Here is an 18,135-nt window from a genome sequence, read left to right on the forward strand (position 1 = left end):
TGGGGCGGCGGGTAGTGAGCGGGGTTGGGCGCCTGGCTGGCAAGGCCGAGGAAGGAGGCGCACTGGGGTTGTGCGTCGACTGACGAGAACGCCGCCCAGCCAGGATGCCCGGGCTCGCGAACCCGACGACTCCCATTCCGCGCGGCCTCTTACAGCCACCCACCTGTGGACAAACCGGAATCGGGCTTGAACTCGACACGTAGTTCAGGACATGATCAGCGCTCGAAAAACCAACTGATGTTTTTGGTGGGTGAGACGTTATGCACGGCGCAGTCGACATCATCGACGCCGAGGTGCGCGAGGTCGTCCGCCGTGAGGGCATCGATCCCCTGACGCAGCGAGACGCCGTCCGGCGCATCGTGGGCGACGTCGTCAGTACGTACGGAGAACGGAGCCTGTCGATACCACTGCCTCCGCTCGACGACCCCACCGCCGTCGTCCGGTCCGTCGTCGACACCGTCGCCGGATACGGGCCACTACAGCGCTACCTCGACGACCCCGAGATCGAAGAGATCTGGATCAACCGGCCCGACCGCGTCTTCGTCGCCCGGCACGGCCGCAGCGAACTCACCACCACCATCCTCACCGCCGACGACGTCCGCGGGCTCGTCGAGCGGATGCTCAAGGCGTCGGGCCGGCGGGTAGACGTGTCCACGCCTTTCGTGGACGCATCCCTCGCCGACGGCAGTCGGCTGCACGTGGTCATCCCCGACATCACGCCGGAGCATTGGGCGGTCAACATCCGCAAACAGGTACTGCCGGCTGCGGGATTGGACGACCTCGTCCGACGCCGAACCCTGCCCGAAGCAGCCGCCCGGTTCCTTGACGCGTGTGTCGCGTCCGGACTCAACATCATCGTCTCGGGCGGCACTCAAGCCGGCAAAACAACGGTGCTGAACTGCCTCGTGGCCGCCGTACCCGCACGTGAACGAGTGATTACCGTCGAGGAAGTCTTCGAGATCCAGCCGCCCCTCCCCGATGTGGTCCGCATGCAGACGCGCCAGGCGAACCTGGAGGGCAGCGGCGAAATCACCCTGCGGCACCTCGTGAAAGAGGCTCTGCGGATGCGCCCGCAACGCATCGTCGTCGGTGAGGTTCGTCAACATGAGTGCTTGGACCTGCTGATCGCCCTCAACTCAGGGCTGCCCGGGATGTGCAGCATCCACGCCAACAACGCTCGTGAAGCGATCACGAAACTCTGCACCCTTCCCCTGCTCGCCGGTGAGAACATCGCCAGCGCATTCGTCGTGCCGACCGTTGCCGGCTGCATCGATCTGGTGGTTCACGTCGAACTCCGAGCCGACGGGCAACGGCAGGTCGAGGAGATCGTGGCGGTCCCGGGCCGGGTCGAAGGCGGAGTCGTGGAACTCGAACCGATCTTCACCCACGATGGCCACCACTTGGTCCGCGCTGATGGGTACCCACCACACCCGAAGCGATTCGAACGGGCCGGCTTCGACCTCCAGACACTCCTCGGACCGGCCTGATGGGCGCGCTGCTGGGACTCACCGCGGGCACCGGGCTGCTCATGATGTGGCACGCCTGGAGCTTTCCGGGGAGCACGCCGGCCGTGCTGCGGTTCGGCGGGTGGCACCGGCTGTCGGACCTGATCGCCGAAGCCGGTCTGGAGGCCGTCACCCCACGCCAACTGATCATCTCCAGTGCCGGACTAGGCGCGGTCGCCGGGACGGTGTTCCTCGCGGTCTCGCGCACGTGGCCGATCGCACTCGCCTTCGCCGTCTTCGGCGCGTATACCCCGATCGCACTGGTACGGGCGCGTGCCCGAACGCGCCGCCGAGAACTCCGCGACCTCTGGCCGGACGCCGTCGACCACCTCGCTTCCGCTGTCCGGGCGGGGTTGGCTCTACCTGAGGCGCTGGCCCAGTTGGGCAGCCGCGGGCCCGAGCCGCTCCGCCGGCCGTTCCAGCGCTTCGCTCTCGACTACCGCACCAGCGGCCGATTCGGCGAGTGCTTGGATGCCCTGAAGCAACGGCTGGCCGACCCTACCGGCGACCGTATCGTCGAGTCGCTGCGGATCGCCCGTGATGTGGGTGGCACCGATCTCGGCCGGCTGCTGCGCACGTTGTCATCGTTCCTGCGCGACGATGCCCGCACCCGCTCCGAGCTGGAAAGCCGGCAATCGTGGGTGATCAACGCCGCCCGCCTCGCGGTAGCCGCACCGTGGGCGCTGTTGGCCCTGTTGTCTATGCGGTCGGCGTCCGTGCAGGCGTTCAACGCGCCGTCGGGCTGGCTGGTGCTGGGCGGCGGGGCCGGGTTGTGTGCCCTCGCGTACCGGTTGATGATGCGCTTGGGCCGGCTCCCCCGCGAGCAGCGGGTGTTGCGATGAGCGCCACCTGGACGACGGGTATGTTGCTGGGGCTCTGCGCCGGCGCGGGACTCCTACTCGTCTGGGCACGACTCCCCGCGCGCAACCGGCCCAGTCTGGACGACCGGCTTGCTCCGTACGCCAGCCGTCCCGGTGATCACCGGATCGAACGTATGGTCGCCGACGAGTCCCTGACTCCGCTGCCCACCCTTGAGCGGATTCTGCGCCCGTATGTGTCCAAAGCCGCCACCACCCTGGGGCGGCTACTCGGCGGCTCCGCGTCCGTACGCCGCAGGCTGGACCAGGCCGGTCGGCACCAGAGCATTCACCAGTTCCGCGTCCGGCAGCTGATATGGGCGGCAGCCGCTGCAGGTGGTGCCGTGGCGATCAGCCTCATCTTGCTCGCCGGCGGGTATACGGGTTCACCGGTGTTGCTGCTGATGTTCTGCGTCGCCGGTGCCGTGGGAGGTGTCGTCGCCTGCGATCACCGGCTCACCGCAGCTGTACGGGAGCGCGAGCGGCGGATGCTGGGTGAGTTTCCCACCATCGCCGACCTGTTGGCGCTGTCCGTCGCCGCCGGCGACGGTGCTGTCGGGGCCCTGGAACGGGTCACCCGCACGAGCCAGGGGGAGTTGGCCAGGGAGTTGCACCGGGCCCTTGCCGAGGCCCGCACCGGTGCCGGCTTGGTCGACGCCCTGGACCGGATCGCCGAGCGGACCAGCCTGACGCCACTAGCGCGGTTCGTCGACGGCGTCGCGGTGGCCGTCGAGCGCGGTACACCACTGGCGGACGTGCTGCGCGCCCAGGCAGCCGACGTCCGCGAGCTACGCAAACGCAGCCTGATGGAGACCGGCAGTAGGCGGGAGCTGGCCATGTTGTTCCCGGTGGTCTTTCTCGTCCTACCCGTCACCATCGTCTTCGCGCTCTACCCCGGCATCGTCCACATCAGCACCGTTGTTCCCTAAGACCCGGCCCGGCAACGACCCGGCCCAGCACAGTCAGCACCGAAAGGAAGCACCATGCCGCCCTCCCCAACGATCGTTCGCCCCCGTCGTATCCGCCGGCCATCCGTGCAGTCGTCCGCTCGCCCCGACCGACGGCCGTCACTGCGGGAACATCTGCGCGACGAACGGGGCGACGTGCCGGGATGGGTCCTGATCACCATCATGTCCGCCGGAATCGTCGCCGTCTTGTGGCCATTCGCCGAGCAGTATCTACGCCAGATCCTCGAAGCGGCACTCAGCGTCGTCCGGCCGTGAAGCTCCGGGCGAGCCAGGAGCGCGGCTCGGCGGTGGTGGAGTTCACCCTCGTTTCGGTCCTCCTCGTGACGTTGTTCCTCGCCATCGTCCAGATTGGCTTGGTGATACACGTCCGCAACACGTTGGTGGCCAGCGCCGCCGAGGGCGCCCGATACGCGGCCAACGCCAATCGCGGGCCGGCCGACGGTGCGGATCGGACCCGCACACTGCTGGCCTCATCACTGTCGGCACGGCTCGGCGGCGACGTCCACGTCCGGACGACTGAGGTTGGTGGCGCACCGGCCGTCGAGGTCACGGTCACCACGACCCTGCCAGTGTTCGGCCTACTCGGCGTCGAGCGCGGCCTGTCCGCCACCGCACACGCGATCGCGGAGCCGGGGCGGTGATCCGGTTCTTCGCCCGCGGTCAGGCCGACACGGGGCGGCCGGTGCGGGCCGCGCGACGGACGACGTTTCGACGGTGGATCACCGGCGGGGAACGTGGGTCCGCCATCGTGGAGTTTCACCTACTCGGCCTGTTGTTACTCGTGCCGGTGGTGTACATCATGGTGGCCACGCTGGATGTGCAACGCTCGTCGTACGGGGTCACCCAAGCCGCCCGAGAGGCAGGCCGGTTGTACGTCGTCACCGGAGACCTTTCCGCTGCCCGCCAGGCCGCGGCCGTGGCACTACGCGACCAGAGGCTCGACGCCGGGGACGTGTCCGTCAACGTGACCTGCCCGGCCGCACCATGCCATCGGCCTGGCACCGAGGTCACGGTGACGGTCCACACGGAGGTGGCGCTGCCTTTGGTCCCGGATGTTCTGGCCGGTGTCGCACACACCCGGATCCCCGTCACGGCCACCCATGTTGCCGTGGTCGACCGCTACCGGCCGGCGTCATGACCACGGGCCACACTCGACGCGGCCGTTGGGTGCCTGACGATCACGAGTCCGGCCAGATCACCCTGTTGATCATCGGCCTCGCCTTGGTCCTGGGGCTCGTCGTCGCCACGGTCGCCAGCGCATCGAACGCTTTTCTTGTCCGGCGCTCGCTCAGTTCCTGGACCGATGGTGCGGTCACCGTCGCTGCTCAGCAGGTTGCTCACGAGGATCTCTACGGCGGTGCACCCGTGTCGGTCCTACCGATCTCCCCGGTGGCCGCCCACCGGGCGGTCGTCGATTACGCGGCACGGCACGACCTGGCTGGCCGATTCGACAGTTTCGCCGTCGCGCAGGTGACGGTGGACCGCGGTAGCGGGCAGGTCACCGTCGAATTCACCGCTTCGGCGCCGCTCCTGCCGTTCGGCCATCTCACCCAGGGGCGGACGGAGGTGCAGATCACCGCCAAATCCACCGCTTTAGTCCCAATCGACTGACTTACCCTCCCGTACGTCGTCGATATTTGTCCAGCTTTTGCCTGGTTTCCGGGTACGTACGTAGTTGCGGGCCCAGCCGTATGTGGATAACCACGACGCGGCGCCCGGGCCACCACCGGCAACGTCATGATCGTGATGCAGCGGGCGGATGCGGACGACGACATGACCTTGCTCCACCGGGTCAGAAGGGGCGACGACGAAGCGTTCACCACGCTCTATCGACGAGTGGCGCCAAACGCCCGTAGCGCTGCCCGTCACATCGTGCGCGACGCCGACGTAGCCGACGATCTCGTCCACGACGCCTTCTACCAAACCTTGCGCGCGGTGCGCTCCGGGCACGGCCCAACCGATTCGTTCGGGGCGTACATCCTGGCCACGGTCAAGCGGTTGGCCTACCGGCACGCGCTCGTCCAGCGCCGCATGACGTGCACCGACGACAACACCCTGTGGGAGCGGCTGATCGCCCCACCGGCCTTTCATTCACCACAGACCGATCTCGTGGCCGCGGCGTGGGCCAGTCTGCCGAGCCGCTGGCGCAGTGTCCTCTGGCTTATCGAGGTCGACCGTTACTCGCCGGCCGAGCTGGCGCCCGGCATGAAGATGACCGCCAACGCCGTATCGAGCCTGGCCACGCGCGCCCGCGGGGCACTCCGCTCGGCGTACTTGGCTCAACTCCAGGAGGCGTAGCCAGTACCCGGCGCTCCCGGTCAGCCGGTGGGGTCGGTGTCGGCCTTGACCAAACCGACGAGTTCCGTTCTCGACCGGATACCCAACTTGCGGAAGATCCGGCCGAGATGAGTCTCCACCGTGCGAACGGAGATGAACAATTCGGTCGCGATCTCCCGGTTCCGCTTCCCGGCCGCTACTCGCGACGCGATGCGCTGTTCGGCCTCGGTCAGTTCGCCTAGGTGAGCCGTCTCCGACGCCGGTGAACGCCCGGCGGCCCGCAACTCACGTTCGGCTCTGGTCACCAGCGCCCCGGCACCACACTCCTGAGCGAGCACCAATCCCCGATAGAGCCAGCGGGCCGCCTCCACCCGGCGACCGAGCCGACGCAACCGCTCACCGAAACACAGCATCGTTCGGGCCAGTTCCAGCGGAGATACAAGCTCGGCTCGGACGTCGACAGCTTCGTGAAACAGCTCGATCGATGCCTCCCCTTCCGCGGTCAGCGCCCTACATCGGGCTAGGGCGTGCTGCGCCCATGCCGATGGCACCTTCTGAACGCGGTCGGCGAAGTCCGCCAACGCTGCCCCGGCGCGTCCCGGCTCCCCGGCCCGTATGCAGGCCTCGATGTACTCCGGCTCAGCTGGCAGAAGCGACGGATCTACATGCTCCAGCGCGTACCGGCGGGCATGCTCCAGCACGGGGACAGCCTCGTCGAGTTGCCCCAGCACGAGCAGAAGCGCACCGGTCTCCGCCTGCGCCACCGCGGTCGCCCATCCGTCACCGTGCCGACGCGCCCCTTCGACCGCTTGCTGCCGGCACTGCCAAGCCAGTTCCGGCTCACCCAGGAGCCCGTACACCCGGATCATGTGTGCGGAGACAACGGACCGCCATACCCCGCCGATGGCCGTACGCTCCCAGGCCGTCGCCGCGGCGTGGGCCGCTGGGAGCCGACCGGCCCGCACCTCCAACTCCACGAGGGCCGACTGGGCGGCGCTTTGCAGCAATGTCGCCCCGCTGAACCTCCCGTCCATAACGACGTCCTGCAATAGGCGGCGAGCCTCGTCCATCCGCTCGGCACGCATGAGGACCATGGCGCGGCACACCGACCACTCGGCGTCGGAGAGCACATCACCCTCACCAACTTTCGACGGCGCCTCCTGCGGCAACTGCGTGGCCGCGGTACACGGATCGCCGGAGATGGAACCGATCCAGGCCGAGGCGCACTGATGTGCGTGCCGGGTAGCATCGTCGAAGTCGGCGGCATAGTGCCCGGCCAAGGTCAACAGCCTGGAGGCCTCAGCCTGTTCCATCCGCCACGCGAAGCCCATGGCACCGGCCAGCTCAAGACGCGCCGCGCGCCCCGGGTCGAGCTCGCCTACCTCCTCGACATGCCTCGCGATCAGCCCGACGGCGACGTCACCGCCGAGCAGGTTTCGAGCCCGTACCTCCAGCAGCGCTAGATCGGCTCGCTGAACCGCAGTGGTGTCCTGGGTAAACCTCTCCCGCGCCATCCCGATCGCCTCGTCGAGCCGGCCGCTGACCAAAGCCAGATTGCCGGCCACGATCAGCCTGTCGCCCCGGTCCCAGGTATCTCCGGTCAACCGGACCGCATCCCGGCTCAAGGCCAGCGCACGGTCCACCTCTCCTCGAGTGCGGGCCCGATGGGCCGCGGCCATCAGCCGAGCCGCGAGGTCGTCGTCTTCATCGATGGTGGTCTGCGCCAAGTGCCAAACGCTCTGGTCGGCCTCGGGCTGACCCGCGGTTGGACCAGAGAGGACCTCCGCCAGCTCCTGGTGCGCGCGTCGCTGCTCCGACGGGGTCGCGGCCTGCCAGACCAGCGATTGCAGCGGCGGCTGACGGAAGCGGAAGGTACCGTCCGATCCATCCAGGTGGTGGTCCAGCAACCACGCCGCCGTGCCGTCGACGGCGCCGTCGAGTGCCCTGGTCAACGGTGCCAGGTGACCGTCGGCTGCGGCGGCCAGCAGCAATGCGTGCCGGCGGGTGTCGTCGAGCCCGTCCAGAACCGCGCCGAACATGTCGTGTAGCACGGGTGACTTCGGCAGGTAACGATCCAGCTCGACGTGTCCGGTCAGCTGGGCGACGGGGAGCCGGCTCACCGCGTCGAGCAATACCCGCGGGTTGCCTCCCGCGAGGGCGACGATTCGTTCAGCAACCGCCCGGCGTACCGGTGGATTCCCGGCCCGTTGAACCAGCCGGACCGCCTCCGCGCTCGGGAGCTCATCAAGGTGGACCGCGGTCAGACCTCGATATTGCTCGAACTCCTCGCCAGCCAGGCCCGCCACAACGACCACAACAGGGCTGCCACGCAACCTCCGGGTCACAAAACCCAGGACCTCCTGAGAACGTGGGTCCAATAGGTGAGCGTCGTCGATCAGCAAAACAACCGGGGCGGCGACTTCGGCGATCAACGCCTGCAACCGGATCGCGACCTCGTAGCCGGTGGCGGTAGGCGTCAGTTCCTTCAGCAGGCTCTGCACAAGATGTGCCGACTCGGCCGGACACCTCGACGCCAGCGAGTCCGCCACCGCGGACAACGCAAGGTGTAGCCCGGAGTATGGCCACTCCCGTTCGGCTCCGGCACCAACAACGTAGGACACCGCAAGCGCCCCGGGCTCGGTCCCACCATCGGCTCGCGCGCGGTCGGCCAGATCTCGCAGCAGCGCCGTCTTGCCCACACCAGAGTTGCCGGTGACGACGGCTCCACCACCCGACCCCGACAACGTCGCGGTCACCAACGCCCACAGTCGATCATGCTCCTCGTCACGGCCGATCAGCTCGCCGCGCAACGCCATCTCGCCCCCAAGCATCTGGTCCACACCAAACGACACGTGCGAGCAGGCCCCCAATGGCTTCTCGTCACGATATTCACCAGGACAGCGGTATCTCGTGATTCTGATGAGAATGCCGGGGTGGTCTTCGGGGTGAAGGCAAGGGTGATCACCCTGATGCACAGTTCACGCGGCCAAACCTCTCTAGGGGGTGATCTTCGGGGTGATCATCGGGGTGATACAAAGGAAGCGGATCGCAACGGGGTGGTTTCCCGCCTCATGAGCGGACGGGAGAGTGGTGGGTTTGCCCGTCGATGGGCCCGAGATAGCTGCGGAGTCGGCGACCGCCGCTTCATCGGCTATCCCCCGGCCCCGGCTGCTGACGGCCCTCAGCACCGCTGATGCTCCCTCCATCGTCGTGCTGCAAGGACCAGCCGGCAGCGGCAAGTCCGTCCTCCTCGCCCAGATCGCGCGCCGGATGGGTGATGGCTCCGTCAACTGGGTCCACCGTGGCCCGGAGGGCCAAGCCGAGCGCCCGGTGCCGGCCGACATTCGGGTGCTGATGATCGACGACGCTTGTGGAGTGGACACCGGCACTCGGCGCTCAACCCTCAAGACGGCCCACACGGTTGGCACCCGCGTGCTCGTGGCAACCCGCCATCCGCTGGCGGAGGTCACGGCGGCGATGCTGCTTGAGGGGCGCGCACGTGTGGTCCCCGTGGACGAGTTGTTCTTCACCATTGACGAGGTCGACGCGCTGGCTGACCAGCTGGGTGTGGCGCTGAGCCGAGAGGAGCTCACCGACCTCCACTACACCACCGATGGCTGGCCCGCACTCGTCAGCGCGGCCCTCCGCCACCGCGGTTCCGGCACCATGCGCCAGCTGCCGGAGCTGGCCACCCAGTTCGTCCGGGACGAGGTTCTCGCTGCGCGGTCTCACCAGGAACGTGCGTTACTCACCGACGCGGCGGTGCTCCCCCGATTCGACCTCCCCGCCCTGGCGATTCTGCTCGCCGATCACACCACGGCGAACCCCGCCGACGTCGTCGACCATTGGGCCCGGCGCGGTTGGGTCCGATACGACGGCCCCGATCACTGGCGCCTGTTGCAGCCTCTCCGCCAATGCCTGCTGGCCGACTTGGATCTCGGTCAGCCGGGGCGGCGTACCACCCTCGCCACGCGGGCCGCGCATGCCATGATCGCTGCCGGTCGAGCCGTCGACGCTCTCCCGCATCTGCTCGAGGCGTCGCTGCACGACATAGTCCTCAGCGTCCTCAAGGAACAATCGATGAGTGAGGTGGCGCCTCGGGGCAGCTGGGAGCAGGCGGGACAGGCGTTCGCCGCGCTCGCCGACGACGTCGTCGCCGGCGATCCCGCGTTGCTGCTGATGGCGGGGGTCACCGCCCTGCGCCCACCGCCGGATATCGAGACCTTCGCACTCAGGCTGAACCAAGCCGAGAAACTCCTGGATCAGTCATCGCTGAACGGTCCGGTGATGTCGCACCGATCGCTCAGCATGCACCTGGCGCGGTGCCGCGGCGACATCGAAACAGCCAACACGATCGAACACACCGCACGCGAACTCATCGAGACAGCGACGGACACCCAGCGGCGCGAACATGCGAACCGCATCCTGTTTTTCCACTACCAGGTAGGCACCTCGAGGCTCGCCGCGGGCCAGCTGGCCGAGGCCGAGACGGCGCTACGCACCGCGCGCACCATGGCACGGATCAACCGGGCGGAGTGGTACACCGCCACGAGTGAAGCCAAACTCAGCTACGTCTGTTTCCTCCGCGGTCAGCTCACCGCGGCACGGCAGACGGTTGAGTCGCTGCTCGTGACTCTCGGCCAACACGGCTGGCTCGAACGCCAGTTCACCGACCATCTTCACATCACCCAAGGCATGCTCGATCTTGAGTACGGCCACACTTGGGCCGTGCCGGACCACCTTCACGCAGCGCAGGCCCGGCTCGAGGCGGACGCCGAACCACCTGCGGCACGGCTGGCCTACGCGTGGTCGGTCCTAGCGCTGATGTCTGGTGATACAGGCGTAGCACAGCGGGCGATGCTTCTGTCCGGGCCGGACTACCCCACCAACAACCTGCCCCTCAACCGGGTGTTGGCGGCGATCGCCCGCGCGCACGTCCATCTAGTTGACGGCGAACCGATCACCGCGCTCAACCACCTCGACGACGTCGCCGACACAGCCGTCCTGCCACCGCTGGTCGCCATCACCCGTGCTCGCATCTGCCTCGCCCTGGACGATCCACTCGGCGCCCGGCGCGAGCTGACGCCCTACCAGGAGATCGACGATCGCCTGACCCTCACCGACCGGGCCGACCTCCTGGCCCTGCTGGCCGAGTGTGCGTTACGTCAAGGCGATGACCCTCGTCCGGCGTTCGCCAGACTGGTGGCGGTCTTGGAGCGCACCGGCGCCCGCCGACCGGTCATGCTGCTGCCTCAGCTGCGCGACACAGTGATCAGCGGCCAGCTGCCCGGCGTGCCCTCCGGTCGGAGCGCCGGGCTCGGCCGGCAACTGGCGGCCCTGCTGCGGGCGGGCAGCACAGGTCTGCCGGTGCTGTCCAAACGCGAGTCACAGCTGCTGGCAGCCCTCGCCGGTTCGGCCACACTCGCTGACATCGCGGGATCGATGTACGTCACTGCGAACACGCTCAAGACCATCAGTCGCGGCTTATATCGCAAACTCAGCGTCACCGATCGGTACCAAGCCGTCGACGTCGCACGCGCGCTCGGCCTGCTCACCTGAACCGCGCCGCTCCGACCGCACGTTCACGCGGTGCCACGAGCGCGTCACCTGAGACCGGCTCCGAGCCCGCGCATCAGGTGTCGGTGCAACATCAGGAATCCGACCACCACCGGCACCGACGCGATGACCGACGCCGCCATCAGTTCATTCCACAGCACGGTCGACTGGGTGATGTAGGCGCGTAGGCCAACGGCGAGGGTACGAGTGTCGGCGTCGGACAGGACGGATGCGAACAACACCTCACCCCATGCGATCACGAACGCGAAGATCCCCACGGCGGCCAGCGCCGGCCGGGCGAGTGGAAGGACGATGCGCAATAGCACCCCGATCCGCCCTAGCCCATCCAGCAGGGCCGCCTCCTCCACTTCACGTGGGATCCCGGCGAACAGACCGGTCAACATCCAGATGGCGAACGGAAGCGAGAATGTCATGAAGGTGACGATCAGGCCGGCGTGGGTACCGATCACGCGAATCCCCAGCCAGGTGTGGACCTGGCTGAAAATCAGGAACAGCGGCACCAGGAAGAGCATGCCGGGCACCATCTGCGTGGACAGCACCGCGAGCCGGAACGCCCGGTCGCCCCGGAAGGTGAACCTCGACAGCGCATACGCCGCCGCCACTGCCACCAGCAATGCCAGCGATGCCGAGACAGCCGCCACGATGAGGCTGTTCACCAGGTACCTGGCCAACGGCACGGTCGTCCAGGTGTCGACGTAGGGAGACAACGTGACCTCGCGCGGTATCCACGAGAACCGGCCCTGAACGTCGGCCAGTGGCTTCACCGACGACGAGACAACGACGTACAGGGGAACGACGGTGATCAGGGTCAGAAAGGTCAACACACCACGGCGAAACCAGCGGAATCCCGGACCTTCACGCATGCCGCCTCCCGTGTGGCACAAAGAGGCGCAAGAACAGCAGCGACACCCCGAGCAGGAACATGAGAACCAGGACGTTCATCGCAGCTCCCAGGCCCATGCCGAAATGGACGAACGAATGCTCGTAGATCAGCGCGGCCAGCAGGGTGGCCGACTCAGGTGGACGCGGGCCGAACAACACATACGGCACGCTGAACTCGTTGAACGACCACAACCCCATGATCAGGATGACGACCGCGTTAACCGGCCGGATCGCTGGCAGGGTGATGCTACGGAAGGTTCGCCAGCGCGATGCACCATCGACGGCGGCGGCGTCGTCCAACTCGCCCGGCACACCCTGCAATGCGGCGAGCAACATAAGAAAGGCGAACGGCCACAACCGCCAGACGGCGACCACCACCATCGCCCAGAACGCATTGTCGCCAATCAGCCAGAATGGCCGCTCGTCCAGCAATCCGAACTGATCGACCAGCACGTGATTAACAGCGCCCTGGTCCCGGCTGAACATGAACGACCACGCGAGCACGGACGCGAACGTCGGCACCGCGAACGGCACCAGGAAGAGCAGCCGGAACCCCCTCGCACCGCGGACCCTGGTGTTCAGCACATACGCCGCCAGCATCCCGATGATCCACGACAACGCAACCACCAGCACCGTGAACGCAAGCGTCCGCAGAACCGTGTCCCCCAGCGCGGATCCGATGGCTCCGGCCGGGTCCAAGCCATGCCGGTAGTTGTCGAACCAGATCACCGGCGCGTTGGTCCAGTCTCGGATGTGCAGCTGGGTCAGCTGCGTCATGCTGGTCCAGACACCCAGCACGATCGGTACGACGTGGATGATCAACTCAGCCACCACGGCCGGCAGAATCAGCACATACGGCAACCAGTGGCGCCGCCGACTGTCCCGCCCGTTGGGGGTGTCGCTCAGCTGGCCGGGCTGACGTCTCGCCCGCACCTCAGCGTCTGTCTCCGACCTGTGCGTCACCACGGATCAGCGGCCAACCTCCAGCTGTTGCCCGGCGTCCCGCAGCGCCGCCCTGATGTCGTCGTCACTGATGACGTCTCCGGTGGCCACCCGAGCCAACAGCTCCTTCATCGCCCCGCCGAGTAGAGACTCAACCTGGCCGGCCTCCGGCACCTGAGGGAAAGGTTCGGCATACTCACGAAGGACGTCGCGCAACGTCCGCAGGTGATCGTCGTCGAACGCCTCATGGTCATAGGCAGCCTCGATGACCGGCAGCGTGCCATACGCCAGGTTGAGTTCCACCTGGGCGTCGATGTCGGTGAGATGACGAACCAGCTCGAGTGCCGCCGCCCGATCCGACGTTGTGTCCATGACGGTGAGGTTGGTGCCGGCCACCATGGTCGACGTGTCGTGTCCGCCGTCACGCACGGTGCGTGGGCTCGGGAGCCGAGTGACGCCATAGTCGGCGAAGCCGAGGTCGGCAAGCACCCCCCGCACGGTGGCCTGGCCAATCACCATGGCGGCGTTGCCCTGCGCAAACTCAGTGGCCGGCCCAGCGCCGGTCAGTTCGGCCACACTCGGCGACGCGATCCGATCGGTGGCCACCAGATCAAGGTACCGGCGAGCGGCCGCCACCTGCGGCTCACTATCGAACTGAGGCTGACCGGCCGCATCCAGGAGGGCCCCGCCGTTCTGCCGGCCCAGGATGAACATCAAGTGGGCGCTCACCCCCGACCAGCCGCCCTGGAAGGTGACGCCCCACTGGTCGATCTCGCCATCACCCGTCGTGTCGAGGGTGAGCTGCCGGCCGGCCGCCACCATCTCGTCCCACGTCCCCGGGGTGTCGAGTCCGGCCTCGGTGAACATCTCGGTGTTGTAGTAGAGCGCGTACGACTGGCCGTAGAGCGGGACCGCCACTGGTGCCTGACCATCCGCACCGGTGGCGCTGAGACTCGTCGGAACGAACTTCTCCGCGCCTCCGATCGCCTGCATCGTCTCGTCGTCGAACTCGATGAACGCACCGGTAGCCTGCAATGATGCCGACCATGTGGTGCCGATGTTCAGGACATCGGGGCCTTGCCCACTGCTGACCGCGGTGAGGATCCGATTCCAGAGGTCGTCCCACGGCACAACTTCGAGGTCGACCTCGATACCCGTCTCGGCGGTGAAGGCTTCGAGTTGCGGCGTCAGCACCTCCTCGTCCCGCGTGATGGACGACGTCATGCTGGCGGCCCAGTAGCTGACCCGAGCATCGTCAGACGTGACGGCGTCGTTCGCGCCACACCCAGCCAGCACTATCAGCGCCGCACAGAGCCCACTACCCGCACGACCGCGTAAACCCAACCCGCACCCCACATCTCGGGCCAACCGGCGCCGAGTTCTCCGTGACAAGGCCGGCACCCGCGGGAGATTCCACCGCCTGCGTACCGGCCGTTAATGTGCCCTCATTACATCACGGCAGGCACGGCGGCGCCCGGCAAACCGCCGCTGGACAGGGCCGCCTAGGCGAACAGGTCTTCGACGGTTTCCGCCGTCAACGCCCGATCAAGCCAGAGCGCCAGAGTCGCCTCATCGGCACCGGACATGATCCGCTCCCGCGCATCACCCGGCACCTCGACGCCACGATACTCCAGCACCCGGAGTACAACCCGCGCCCGCCCTTCAACGCGCCCTTCAATGTAACCTTCCTCGCGCCCAAGGGACCGCAGATAAGACCGGTACGGGTACGTCATGGTCGTCATCACACAACAAACACGTGACCGACACGGACCCCAGAATCGGCAGAACGCGGCGGGATGCGGCGCACCGCTACCTCTCACTCGATCAGGCGCCACGAAGACAGTACCCAGCACACCGACGACTCACAAGGACGTTCGACGCGCACCCATGTAGCGAGACGCGGAGACCTAAACAAACAGGTCTTCGACGGTTTCGGCCGTCAACGCCCGATCAAGCCAGAGCGCTAGAGTCGCCTCATCGGCACCAGACATGATCCGTTCCCGCGCATCACCCGGCACCTCGATGCCACGAGACTCCAGCACCCGGAGCACACACCGCGCCTCCCCTTCAACGCGCCCTTCAACGCGCCCTTGGGCGTAACCCTCCTCGCGCCCGAGGGAACGCAGGTGAGATTGGTAGGGGTACGTCATGGTCGTCATCAATGTCCTCCACGTGTGGAACGCGGCCGTACTCGCCAATCCTACCTCTACGAACTCGGCGAGATAGGCCGCGGAATCGGTCTCGATACTGTTCAGCGCCGACGCCAAGGTGTCGAGGATCTTGTCGGCGTAGTGCGACTCTTTGTGTGTGAGCGCCGAGAACACAGCCAACACCACATCGTCGACCGCTTCGTCGAGATCCATGATGGGCTCGACGTTGTCCGGCCCCAGCACCAATGGATAGGTGACCGATGACGGCTGTGTAGGCAGACCAATCCGGATGGGCTTCCGCGCCCACTGGGCTGTTGCCGCATCGGAGCACACAACGAGCAAAGTGACAGGAACCCGGTACTTGGTGTGCAGGAACGCTATGTAGTAGGGCCAGGAGCTACGTTTGTCCTGATCTTCTCGGGTCTGGGACTCGATGATGACCAGGTGTCTTCCGACGTCGGCTTCGACGAGCAGCACGGTGTCTGCTCTCCGCTCGATGGGTTCGATCTCGGTGAGGTCGGTGTTGACGACGGAGATCGCCTGCGGTTCGGGCAACTCGATGCCCAGCATTCTTCGGAGTGCCCTGGTCACGAGGGCGGCATCCTCGTGAAAGACCCGATGGAGCGCTTCATGAGGTGACTTGACCATCCGTCCTCCTGGGTGGAGATGAGATGGCTGTAAGCATAGGTAGGTGAACTGACAAGGTCGGCTATAAATGAAGCTCACCCTACGTTAACCGATGTTCATGGCATCAATAAGCAACAAACGGCGGCTTCGATCCGGGACAGAGAGAGCTTTCAGGCCGTCGGGGGGTCGCCTCACGACACCGAGGGCCCCCGCCGGCGCGAACTCGCCGGCGAGGGCCCTCGTGGTATCGGGCGGGCTGACGTCAGGCCGCCCCCTCCTCCTTGCTAGTTGTCACGACCGCCAAGGGTCAGCCGCCGGCGTCCGGTGGCCGCAGCCAACCCGAACCCACCAACCACCAGCACGACTCCCGCGAGCAGGATCCATCCGCTGAGGCCGGCGCCCGTGTCGGGCAGGTCCGGGTCGCCCGGATCCTTCGGCCGCTCCTCGGTCGGAGGCTCCTCAGTCGGAGGCTCCTTGATCGGGTTTTCCGTGCACAGCGGGTTGGTCGGCTCGCACTGACCCGGCGGTTCTTCCTCACTTGGGACGAGGAAGTTGACCAACAGGCCGTCACCTTGCTCGTCGTACGGGCGGACGCGCACGGTGTAGGTGACCGTCGCCGTCTGCCCGCCGTCGAGTGTGCCGGTGATGTGGATCCGGTGATCGTCGTCCGGCCCGGACACGTCGAAGGCCTCGTCGGACGCCGTAGGACCGTCGATCAGCACCGTGTCGTCGGCGATGCCGGCGGCATGATCCACGTAGTCGACCTCGTCGCTCCCCTGACCGTGGTTGGTGAAGGTCAGGGTGTAGGTCAGTTCGTCCCCCGGCGCCACCTCGGTACCCGACTCCGGATCCACCGACTTCTCGGCGGTGACGTTGCCGATCGGGTTGCGGGTGCAGTCGGCATCCTCGCCCGTCGCCGGCACACAATCCTCTGGGTCCGGGGTGTCCTGATCCGGATCGAGCAGGAAGTTCGCCAGGACATCGTCCCCACGATCCCCCGCGTCACGCACCTTAACCGTGTACGTCACCGTCACCGTCTCCCCGGCACCGAGGGTCCCGGTGATGTGGATCCGGTGGTCATCGTCCGGTCCGGCTACGTCCAGCGAATCGTCGGACGCGGTGGGCCCATCGATCAGGTCGGCGTCGTCCAGCACGTGGGTCAGGTCGTCGACCCGGTCCACGTCACCGGCCGCCTGACCGTCGTTGGTGAACGTCAGGGTGTAGGTCAGCTCGGCGCCACCCGTCACCGGGGTACCGGACGCGGGATCGACCGCCTTCCAGTCCCTGACCTCTGGCACCGGGTTCTCGGTGCACCGTGGGTCGTCCGGTTCACATTCCTCCGGCGGTTCGGTTCCGCCGTCGACGAGGAAGTTGCCGAGCAGGTTGTCCCCGCGTTCACCGTCGGGTTTGACGGTCACCTGGTAAGTCACCGTCTCCACCTGGCCCGGATCCAACACCCCGGTGACCGTGATACGACCGTCGTCCGGCCCGGTCACTGTCAGCGCGTCACTGGACGGTGTTGGACCGTCGGTGAGGTCCGCGTCGTCGAGCACTCCGGCCAGCACGTCGTCGTGATCAACAACGGCCGGTGCCTCGCCGACGTTCTCGAACGTCAGCGTATACGTCAGGACGTCACCTGCGTGAACCGTCGTGCCGGACTCCGGGTCCACCAACTTCGACGGGTCGATCTCGCCGATCGGTGTTTCGGTGCAGGTAGGGTCACCATCTTCACACGGCGGCGGCTCACAATCCGGATCATCCGGGTCACACAACGGATCCTCATCCGGATCCAACAGGAAGTTGAGCGCACGGTTGTCCCCACGCTCACCATCCGGGCGCAACGTCACCTCATAGGTAACCGTCACGGTCTGACCCGCGTCCAGCGTCCCGGTGATGTGGAACCGGTTCGCATCCAGCCCCTCCACCGACAACGCCGGATCAGACACATCCGGACCCGCCGTCACGTCACCGTCGTCCAGCACATGCGTCAGATCATCGACGGTGTCGACCGTGCCGGGGCCCTCACCGAGGTTTTCGAAGGTCAACGTGTACGTCAGCACGGTCCCGGCCTGAACCGGGTCCTCCGACGCCTCAACCTCCTTGCGTTCATCGACCTCGCCGATGAGTGTCTCGGTGCAGGTAGGGTCACCATCTTCACACGGCGGCGGCTCACAATCCGGATCATCCGGGTCACACAACGGATCCTCATCCGGATCCAACAGGAAGTTGAGCGCACGGTTGTCCCCACGCTCACCATCCGGGCGCAACGTCACCTCATAGGTAACCGTCACGGTCTGACCCGCGTCCAGCGTCCCGGTGATGTGGAACCGGTTCGCATCCAGCCCCTCCA

At 66.7% G+C, this 18,135-nt stretch carries 16 protein-coding genes; 9 read left to right on the forward strand and 7 right to left on the reverse strand.

What is annotated here, in order from left to right:
• The first annotated feature begins 260 nt into the window (after window positions 1-260).
• From G8760_RS29310 to G8760_RS29345, 8 genes are all read left to right on the forward strand, one after another.
• Window positions 261-1,487: a TadA family conjugal transfer-associated ATPase gene (locus G8760_RS29310; RefSeq protein ID WP_166356360.1), complete on the forward strand. Its 1,227-nt coding sequence runs from the start codon at window positions 261-263 to the stop codon at window positions 1,485-1,487.
• Window positions 1,487-2,347 (forward strand): type II secretion system F family protein, encoded by an 861-nt coding sequence (locus G8760_RS29315; RefSeq protein WP_166356361.1) that lies wholly within the window; start codon window positions 1,487-1,489, stop codon window positions 2,345-2,347. The genes G8760_RS29310 and G8760_RS29315 overlap by 1 nt, the downstream gene beginning before the upstream one ends.
• Window positions 2,344-3,291, forward strand: coding sequence for a type II secretion system F family protein (locus G8760_RS29320; protein WP_166356362.1), 948 nt, complete (start codon window positions 2,344-2,346; stop codon window positions 3,289-3,291). The genes G8760_RS29315 and G8760_RS29320 overlap by 4 nt, the downstream gene beginning before the upstream one ends.
• A gap of 54 nt (window positions 3,292-3,345) precedes the next feature.
• Complete coding sequence (locus tag G8760_RS29325) at window positions 3,346-3,585, forward strand: hypothetical protein (RefSeq protein WP_166356348.1); 240 nt, start codon at window positions 3,346-3,348, stop codon at window positions 3,583-3,585.
• Window positions 3,582-3,971 (forward strand): TadE family protein, encoded by a 390-nt coding sequence (locus G8760_RS29330; protein WP_207782857.1) that lies wholly within the window; start codon window positions 3,582-3,584, stop codon window positions 3,969-3,971. The genes G8760_RS29325 and G8760_RS29330 overlap by 4 nt, the downstream gene beginning before the upstream one ends.
• The gene (locus tag G8760_RS29335) at window positions 3,968-4,468 is read left to right on the forward strand and encodes a pilus assembly protein (RefSeq protein ID WP_166356364.1); all 501 of its coding nucleotides are present in this window, start codon (window positions 3,968-3,970) and stop codon (window positions 4,466-4,468) included. The genes G8760_RS29330 and G8760_RS29335 overlap by 4 nt, the downstream gene beginning before the upstream one ends.
• Window positions 4,465-4,941 carry a pilus assembly protein TadG-related protein gene (locus G8760_RS29340; protein WP_166356365.1) on the forward strand — a complete coding sequence of 159 codons (477 nt, stop codon included), beginning with the start codon at window positions 4,465-4,467 and terminating at the stop codon, window positions 4,939-4,941. Before G8760_RS29335 ends, G8760_RS29340 begins: the two co-directional genes overlap by 4 nt.
• Window positions 4,942-5,076: 135 nt before the next feature.
• On the forward strand, window positions 5,077-5,628 hold the full coding sequence (locus G8760_RS29345) for an RNA polymerase sigma factor (RefSeq protein ID WP_246222732.1): 552 nt from the start codon (window positions 5,077-5,079) through the stop codon (window positions 5,626-5,628).
• Window positions 5,629-5,648: 20 nt separating this feature from the next.
• On the opposite strand, the gene G8760_RS29350 is transcribed toward G8760_RS29345, so the two are convergent.
• On the reverse strand, window positions 5,649-8,438 hold the full coding sequence (locus G8760_RS29350) for an AAA family ATPase (RefSeq protein WP_166356367.1): 2,790 nt from the start codon (window positions 8,436-8,438) through the stop codon (window positions 5,649-5,651).
• Window positions 8,439-8,703: 265 nt separating this feature from the next.
• On the opposite strand from G8760_RS29350, the gene G8760_RS29355 reads away from it, so the two are divergent.
• Window positions 8,704-11,166, forward strand: a complete 2,463-nt coding sequence (locus G8760_RS29355) for a LuxR C-terminal-related transcriptional regulator (RefSeq protein ID WP_166356368.1) — start codon at window positions 8,704-8,706, stop codon at window positions 11,164-11,166.
• A gap of 44 nt (window positions 11,167-11,210) precedes the next feature.
• Here the strand turns inward: G8760_RS29355 and G8760_RS29360 are convergent, their stop codons facing one another.
• The 6 genes from G8760_RS29360 to G8760_RS29385 all read right to left on the reverse strand — a co-directional run.
• Window positions 11,211-12,047, reverse strand: coding sequence for a carbohydrate ABC transporter permease (locus tag G8760_RS29360; RefSeq protein ID WP_166356369.1), 837 nt, complete (start codon window positions 12,045-12,047; stop codon window positions 11,211-11,213).
• Window positions 12,040-12,999, reverse strand: coding sequence for a carbohydrate ABC transporter permease (locus tag G8760_RS29365; RefSeq protein WP_207782858.1), 960 nt, complete (start codon window positions 12,997-12,999; stop codon window positions 12,040-12,042). Before G8760_RS29365 ends, G8760_RS29360 begins: the two co-directional genes overlap by 8 nt.
• A 36-nt stretch (window positions 13,000-13,035) precedes the next feature.
• Window positions 13,036-14,352, reverse strand: a complete 1,317-nt coding sequence (locus tag G8760_RS29370; protein ID WP_166356370.1) for an ABC transporter substrate-binding protein — start codon at window positions 14,350-14,352, stop codon at window positions 13,036-13,038.
• 158 nt (window positions 14,353-14,510) lie between these two features.
• Entirely contained in the window at window positions 14,511-14,750 is a 240-nt protein-coding gene (locus G8760_RS29375) for a hypothetical protein (protein ID WP_166356371.1), read from the reverse strand.
• Between the two features lie 165 nt (window positions 14,751-14,915).
• Window positions 14,916-15,806, reverse strand: coding sequence for a hypothetical protein (locus tag G8760_RS29380; protein WP_166356372.1), 891 nt, complete (start codon window positions 15,804-15,806; stop codon window positions 14,916-14,918).
• A gap of 263 nt (window positions 15,807-16,069) precedes the next feature.
• Window positions 16,070-18,135, reverse strand: a 2,066-nt coding sequence (locus tag G8760_RS29385; RefSeq protein WP_166356373.1) for a DUF7927 domain-containing protein, incomplete at its 5' end; no start/stop codon positions are given.

The sequence above is a fragment of the Phytoactinopolyspora limicola genome, assembly GCF_011320225.1.
Lineage (GTDB): Bacteria > Actinomycetota > Actinomycetes > Jiangellales > Jiangellaceae > Phytoactinopolyspora > Phytoactinopolyspora limicola.